Source organism: Zhenpiania hominis, assembly GCF_014333425.1.
In the GTDB taxonomy this organism is placed as follows: Bacteria; Bacillota; Clostridia; order Peptostreptococcales; family Anaerovoracaceae; genus Hominibacterium; species Hominibacterium hominis.
This window is the reverse complement of record NZ_JACRYT010000030.1, coordinates 19,838-27,306: the sequence shown is the minus strand read 5'-3', so window position 1 is coordinate 27,306 and position 7,469 is coordinate 19,838. Positions and strand designations below refer to the sequence as shown.

Here is a 7,469-nt window from a genome sequence, read left to right as displayed (position 1 = left end):
ATCTCCGCCTTTAGAGGTAAGACCCGTGGAAGACTACCACGTAGATAGGTCAGAGGTGGAAGCGCAGTAATGTGTGAAGCTGACTGATACTAATCGGTCGAACGCTTGACCAATGGTTTGGAAGGAAGAAGTTTCTTATTCAGTTTTGAGGGTATGAAGGGAAAGAGACTGAACTGTTTGAAGTAGACAGAAGGAAGACGTCGTAGATTGCCACGCAGCGGAGCTGCTGCAATCCTGACGTAGGACCTACCAGCTGTTTGCTACACAAACAGGATTAGGTCACGAGCCGTAGATTGCCACGTGGCAAAGCCACTGCAATCCTGGCATAGAACCTGCCGCTGTTTTCCAGGAAAACAGGGCTAGGATTCGTAAATCCGGTGACAAAAGCGGGGAGGAGACACCTGTACCCATCTCGAACACAGAAGTTAAGCTCCCCAGCGCTGAGGATACTTGGCGGGAGACTGCCTGGGAAAGTAGGACGTTGCCGGTTTTTTTGGCCCTATGGTCAAGCGGTCAAGACACCGCCCTTTCACGGCGGTAACCCGGGTTCGATTCCCGGTAGGGTCACCATTGGAACACCTGATTTTAGTCAGGTGTTTTATTTTTGAGAGGCACATGGATGGCTGGTCTATATGTGTAAACAGGGGGAGAAATTGTACAGGTTCATATCTTGCTTTTTAAATGCAGGTATAGTATAATTTAACAGTGGTGTGTTCATATCATGAACTCCCTTGCAAGATATTAAGATTTGAATAATATGCGCGTATGGTGGAATTGGCAGACACGCTAGATTTAGGATCTAGTGGGCGACCGTGGGGGTTCAAGTCCCTCTACGCGCACCAAAGAAAAAGACCGTTGAGTTTTCAGCGGTCTTTTTCTTTATCTATGTGTATACGAAAAAAGAACTTTACTGCATAGATTCTCGAATGAATGCGTTTACAACTTTGCGTGCATCTTTCGGTTTGTCTGTAATGATGCCAGAAGCGCCCATCTTTAGACAGGATTCCATAGTTTGCTGCTGATTAACGGTCCAGATATAAACTGGCAGCCATGCTTGATTACATTGGGCGATAAAGCTGTTAGAGGCCATGCTTTCTTCAATAATCAGAAAATCTACATTTAATTGCCGGAGAGAGTTCAGTCGTGCCTGCCCTAAATTGCCATATACACAGTAGCCAACTGTATATTCCGGATAGTTTGTTTTAAGTTCCTCAACGAGGCTGTATTCTAAAGACATGATTTCGCAGTTTCTTTGAAAGTGATTTTGTTCTACAACTTTGACAACCTCGTCAACCAGGCTCTTCTTTTCATGACCATGTAGCTTTAGTTCAATCAATAAATCGATTTTACCGCGGGAATAATCGATGACTTCATTCAGAGTCGAGATCTTCCCCGTCATATCATTTTGTGAAAGTGAGATTTTTGAAAGCTGCGCGGCAGTTAAATCGTAAACATTGACGTTTTCGCCAGATAGTCGCTTCAGATTTTCATCATGAATAACCACAGGGACCCCATCTTTTGACAGGAGAATATCGATTTCCGCATAGTCTGCTTTCGCGTCTATGGCGCCTTGTACCGCTTCCAGAGTGTTTTCCACTCCATATGCACTGCCGCGGTGTCCGACTACGACATGATCGTAAGTGTTAGGCTGATAATGTAGGATTCCAAAAACTACAAGGAACAGAAGGATTCCGGATATAGCCCATATAGGACGTTTATGCTTCTGATAGAAGGCTCTTCTTTGAACCCAGGAGGCAATTTTTTGCCCTAAGAACCGAAATCCGTTGTAGATTTTAAAGGCGAATCCCTGTGTTTTTTTAAGCCTTCGCTCAATAGTAGGCATGGCTTGTTCGTTCAGACTGACTCTTCCTCCACAGATTCCATATAATGCGACAAGAAAAGTAAATAACAGGATTGTGAGACAGATTTGCAGTCCTTCTGTCAGCAGGAACTGAAGGAGGCTTTTCCAAGAGAAGAAAAAGTTTCCCAAAATTTCCGCAAGGCTGGCGTCTGAAATCCCAGCATAATAAGTAGGGACAATGCCGGGATAGAGAAATAGAACGCACCAGAGAAGGAATAAAACAATTATGGCAATCGCATTCTTTAGCTTCATGGAAAGCAGCAGCGACAAACTGAAGCGGAAAGCGTTGCCAAATTTTCGCCGCCGGAGAACCATAGAAGGCAGGACAAAGATCGCGCAGAAGAATAGGAGGTACATAATTACATAAAATACAACCATTAGAACACTGCCAAAAAAGGATTTATACAGCTCACCGCTGATAAAGTTTGGAATTTCTCCTTCCGGGCGGATAGATGGGGCGAAGCCCAGGTTAATCAAAGGAAGCAGCCCCAACGAATAAAAGAGAAAACCAATAAAGCCAGGGCTTGCCAGGCTTTTGAAGGTCGTTAGAGCCATTTTCATGGAATCGGCAAGAGAAACCGGGTTGCCAGTATAACGATAATAAATCATCAATATCAGAACCGCATATTCAAAATAAGCCAGGAAACCTGCCAGGACGCATATGACGATTGCAGAGATAATTCCAGGTATAGTTGTGTAAAATCCAGCGATTTCATTATTAAAGGCAACTTCATAGCCGCTGAGGCTGAGCGCGCCCTGCATGATTGCAGATAAAAGGGGGCTGAAGATCAGCGTGCAAAGAAGTTTATAGATAATTTCAAAGAACAGCAGCGGCGGAAGAATCCGGATAAAGGAAAGAAGCGCTGTTCCGATCATGGTCAACACAGGTGATTTTAATTGTTTCATATCACATACCCCAGGTCTTTTCTTTCCATTATAGGCTTTCAGGAGGGGAAATTCAAGGGTGTATGATGAGATGACAATCGGTGCATACTTTCTAGCAGGAGGTGCTGCTTTGAAGGAGTTGAGCGGCAGAAAAAGAAGATGGAAGCGGCTTATAATAGCGATTGCTTTTTTCTTTCTTGCTTTTTTTGTTTTTTTTCAGCCATTGGTTCATGTGGAAGGAGCTGGTAAAAGGGCCGATTGTCAAAGGAAAGATATCCAGAAAGTGGCTGCGCAGCAGAAGCTGGAGGACACGGATTACCAATTACTTTTTGAACAGACAGGACTGACAAAAGAAGCGGTGGACGCGATCCGTGAAAAAAAGACTTATCAGATCAAGGAATTTCTTCGCTTCCAGGAAGCATATTTAGGTGAATGGGAATCCGAATGCTGCAGTACCAGTCTTTTTACAAAAGAAGATCGGCTCAGGCGTAAGCATTGGAAATCGGTACCTTTGGCTCCATTGGAAGATGGAGATATTATCCTATCTTTTTCCTCTCATAGCCTCGGGTGGCGTCACGGGCATGCCGGACTGGTAATCGATGCGGAAAAAAAGCTTACGTTGGAAGCGGTTATGCCGGGAGAGGATTCGGCAATCAAAGACTTGGCACACTGGCAGACTTATTCTAATTTTTTGGTTCTAAGGCTGAAAGGGGTTCCCGAAAGAGAGCGGAAGGCGATTGCGGAATATGCGGAGCAGAATCTGGTTCATATTCCATACAGCCTAACAAGCGGCGTGTTTGGGAAAAGGAGCGGAGCGGAGGAAAAGCTGCGTTCCGCACAGTGCGCGTATCTAATTTGGTATGCTTTTTATCATTTTGGTTATGATCTGGATTCAGACGGAGGTCATCTGGTTACGGTTCTTGATCTGGCCCGATCTTCAAAGTTGGAATTAATCCAAATATTCGGCCTGACTCCGGAGACATGGAAAGAATAGATGGAGCCGAAGGTGAAAATGAAAGAAAATGAAAGAAACTGAATGAATTTGAATGAAAATGATTGACTTTGACTGAGACGGTGCTATAATAAGGGTGACGGGAGGAGAAAATGTTACAGAAGGAACGACATGATAAAATCTTAGCGAAGCTTAAAAGAACACATGCGGTGAAAGTCACCAGTCTGGCTAAGGAAATGGGAATCAGCGAATCTACAATTCGCAGGGATATCAATGAACTGGATCAAATGGGCCGGCTAAAAAGGGTTTTCGGCGGCGCTGTTTCCATATCATCGGATATGGCTTCCAGAGAAACGGATGTAGCCTCGCGGGCACAGATTCAAGTGGCGGAGAAAGATAAAATTGCCAGATACGCGGCTACAATGATCAATGAAAATGATTTTGTCTTTATTGATGCGGGAACCACAACAGATCGTATGATTGACTACTTGGATAAAAAGAACGTTACTTATGTGACAAATGGAATTGTACATGCGAAAAAGATGATTCAGAGGGGTTTTAATGTATATATGATCGGAGGGCTTCTGAGGCCTTCCACGGAGGCGGCTGTGGGGGCAGCGGCTATTGAGGCGATTCGACAGTACAATTTCACAAAGTGTTTCATGGGAACCAACGGAATTGATCCGGAACGGGGATTTACTACCCCGGATATCGGAGAAGCGGCCATTAAAACGGCGGCCATGAAGCAGTCCTATATATCCTTTGTTTTGGCTGACCATACAAAGTTCGGACTTATTTCATCCATTACATTCGCGCAGGTTGATGAAGCGTGCATTATTACCGACAAAGCGGAAAATGAACAATATTCGCAGTATACAGTTGTAAAGGAGGTGGAATAATATGATTTATACGGTCACATTCAGTCCGGCCCTTGATTATGTAATCGATCTCGATGAACTTAGACTGGGAGAAACCAACCGTTCCAAAAAAGAATCCTATTATTTTGGCGGAAAGGGGATCAATGTATCCACTGTGCTTACAAATCTGGGAATTGAAAATACGGCTCTGGGATTTGTCAGCGGATTTACAGGGTCCGCATTGGAGCGGGGGTTAAAAGAAGCGGGACTGAAAACGGATTTTATCCATCTTGAGGAAGGAATCACCCGGATTAATATCAAACTTCGAATGAAACAGGAAACAGAGATCAATACGCAGGGAGCGGCAATTACAGAAAGCAAGCTGGAGGCGCTCCTTGGGCAGCTGGAACGGCTGAAAGAGGATGATACGTTAGTGATTTCCGGGAATATACCTAATACGCTTCCGGATAATATCTATGAGATAATGCTGAAAAGATTAGGCGGCAGGGGGATTCGTTTTGTGGTGGATGCCACAGGAATGCTTTTAAAAAATGTATTGAAATACCGGCCTTTTCTAATCAAACCGAACCGGAGCGAGCTGGAAGAACTGACAGAATCAAAAATTCAAAATGACGCGGACCTTGAGGTTGGCGCAAAAAAACTGCAGGATCTTGGAGCGCGCAATGTGCTGGTGTCGCTGGGAGGAGATGGAGCCTATCTGTTATGTGAAAACGGAAAACAATTTCGGGTTCCGGCTATCCGGGAGGCAGTAAAAAATACGGTGGGAGCAGGCGATTCCATGGTGGCCGGTTTCCTTGCGGGGTATATGAGAAAAAAGGATTACGAATATGCTTTAAAGCTGGGAATCGCGGCAGGTTCAGCGACGGCCTGTTCGGAAGGACTTGCGAAGAGAGAAAAAATCGAAGAATTTTTTCAGAAAATTTAAGTTACTGGAGGGGGAAAGAACATGCGAATTGTCGATTTACTGAAAAAGAAATCCATTATGCCGGGGGCGAAACTAAGTACAAAGGCAGACGCGATTGACCTCATGATCCGTTTGCATGATGAGGCGGGAAATCTGGCGGATAAGGAAGAATACCGGAAAGGAATTCTCGCTAGAGAGGAGGAAGGTACAACCGCGGTGGGAGAAGGAATTGCAATTCCTCATGCCAAGAGCGCAGCCGTAAAACAGGCTGGTTTGGTTGCAATTACAGTGCCGGAGGGAATTGATTACCAAGCTCCGGATGGAAAGCCTTCCACGATTCTCTTTATGATTGCGGCTCCTGAGGACGGAGATCTTCATCTGGAAGTTCTGTCAAGACTTATGACACTGCTGATGGATATGGAGCTGCGGGAAGAATTACTGAAAGCGCAGACCCCGGAAGCATTTTTAGAAGCCATTGATCGCAAGGAAAAAGAACGTTATCCGGAAGAGGCCGAAGCCGCAGGCGAGAAACAAGAATCAGAAAAGGACGGAAAGAAAGAAGGATACCGGATTCTGGCAGTAACCGCTTGCCCGACGGGAATCGCGCACACCTATATGGCCGCGGAAGCCCTGGAGAAAAAAGCAAGAGAAATGGGGTATTCTCTCAAAGCGGAAACAAACGGATCCGGGGGAGCGAAGAACGTACTGACTCCTGAGGAAATCGAAGCGGCTGACGGCATTATCATCGCCGCGGACAAGAATGTCGAAATGGTGCGTTTTGATGGAAAACGGGTATATAAAACAAATGTGTCGGCTGGAATCAACAAGCCGGAAGAACTGATTAAGAAAATTATAGACAAAGAAGCTCCGGTTTTCCATTATGAGGGGGCGAAGACGACGAATGCGGACAGCGTTGGAAAAGAGGGGATTGGGCATCAGATTTACAAACATTTGATGAACGGCGTATCCTACATGCTTCCATTTGTTATCGGCGGAGGCATTATGATTGCCCTGGCCTTCCTGATCGATACAATCGCAGGCGCGCCAAGAAACAGTGATTTCGGGACATACACAGCGGCAGCGGCGTTCTTCAAAAGCATCGGAAACGTGGCGTTTAACTTTATGATGCCGGTTCTGGCAGGTTATATCGCAAGGAGTATTGCGGATAGGCCGGGACTTGCGGTCGGTTTTGTAGGCGGATCTATCGCGACTCTGGGATGTACCTTTGCCAATGTAACCGGAGACGCGTCAGCCGTATCGGGATTCCTGGGAGCGTTGATTGCAGGCTTTGTAGGCGGTTTTATCGTACTGCTTTTGAAGAAGGTGTTTTCCTTCCTTCCGGACAGCCTGGAAAGCATGCTGCCGGTTCTGATTCTGCCGCTTTTGGGAATCACTTTGATGGGCGCGTTCATGTGCTTTATCAACCCGGCGGTAGGAGCTATCAATACTGCTATTACAAACGGATTGAATTCGATGGGAAGCGCCAGCCAGATTCTCCTTGGATGTCTCCTGGGAGGTATGATGGCAATCGATATGGGCGGTCCATTTAATAAAGCGGCATATGTATTTGGTACAGCGGCGATTGCTTCCGGCGGCTTTAATATCATGGCTTCTGTTATGATCGGCGGAATGGTGCCTCCGATTGCAATTGCTTTGGCTACTACCTTTTTCAAGAATAAGTTTACAGCGGAAGAGCGGAAAGCAGGCGTGGTCAATTATATTATGGGACTGTGCTTTATTACAGAAGGCGCGATTCCATTCGCGGCTTCTGATCCTCTGAGAGTGATTCCATCCTGTGTAGTTGGATCTGCTGTAGCAGGGGGAATTTCGATGGCAATGGGATGCGGATTGCGAGCTCCTCATGGCGGAATCTTCGTGTTCCCTGTTGTTGAAAATGTAGGCGGCTACCTGCTGGCCTTGGTAGTAGGCGCAGTAGTTGGAATGGTTTTACTTGCAATATTAAAGAAAAATAAAACGGAACGTTAGGAG

Annotated in this window: 5 protein-coding genes, 2 tRNA genes and 2 rRNA genes; 8 read left to right on the top strand and 1 reads right to left on the bottom strand. The window is 45.7% G+C overall.

Features of this window, described 5'->3' with window-relative positions; translation table 11 throughout:
* From H9L42_RS15810 to H9L42_RS15795, 4 genes are all read left to right on the top strand, one after another.
* Window positions 1-113 (top strand): 23S ribosomal RNA (locus tag H9L42_RS15810); the annotation flags it as partial.
* 260 nt (window positions 114-373) lie between these two features.
* Window positions 374-490 (top strand): 5S ribosomal RNA (gene rrf / locus H9L42_RS15805).
* Window positions 491-495: 5 nt separating this feature from the next.
* A tRNA-Glu gene (locus H9L42_RS15800) sits at window positions 496-570 on the top strand.
* A gap of 189 nt (window positions 571-759) precedes the next feature.
* Window positions 760-842: transfer RNA gene (locus H9L42_RS15795), tRNA-Leu, on the top strand.
* Between the two features lie 65 nt (window positions 843-907).
* Here H9L42_RS15795 and H9L42_RS15790 read toward each other — a convergent pair.
* Window positions 908-2,767 (bottom strand): glycerophosphodiester phosphodiesterase, encoded by a 1,860-nt coding sequence (locus H9L42_RS15790; protein WP_187304369.1) that lies wholly within the window; start codon window positions 2,765-2,767, stop codon window positions 908-910.
* 109 nt (window positions 2,768-2,876) lie between these two features.
* Between H9L42_RS15790 and H9L42_RS15785 the strand changes: the two genes are divergently transcribed.
* From H9L42_RS15785 to H9L42_RS15770, 4 genes are all read left to right on the top strand, one after another.
* Window positions 2,877-3,740 (top strand): hypothetical protein, encoded by an 864-nt coding sequence (locus H9L42_RS15785; protein ID WP_187304368.1) that lies wholly within the window; start codon window positions 2,877-2,879, stop codon window positions 3,738-3,740.
* 110 nt (window positions 3,741-3,850) lie between these two features.
* Window positions 3,851-4,597, top strand: coding sequence for a DeoR/GlpR family DNA-binding transcription regulator (locus tag H9L42_RS15780; protein ID WP_187304367.1), 747 nt, complete (start codon window positions 3,851-3,853; stop codon window positions 4,595-4,597).
* A gap of 1 nt (window position 4,598) precedes the next feature.
* Entirely contained in the window at window positions 4,599-5,501 is a 903-nt protein-coding gene (pfkB, locus tag H9L42_RS15775) for a 1-phosphofructokinase (protein WP_187304366.1), read from the top strand.
* A gap of 21 nt (window positions 5,502-5,522) precedes the next feature.
* Window positions 5,523-7,466: a PTS fructose transporter subunit IIABC gene (locus tag H9L42_RS15770; RefSeq protein ID WP_187304365.1), complete on the top strand. Its 1,944-nt coding sequence runs from the start codon at window positions 5,523-5,525 to the stop codon at window positions 7,464-7,466.
* The last annotated feature ends 3 nt before the right edge of the window (window positions 7,467-7,469 follow it).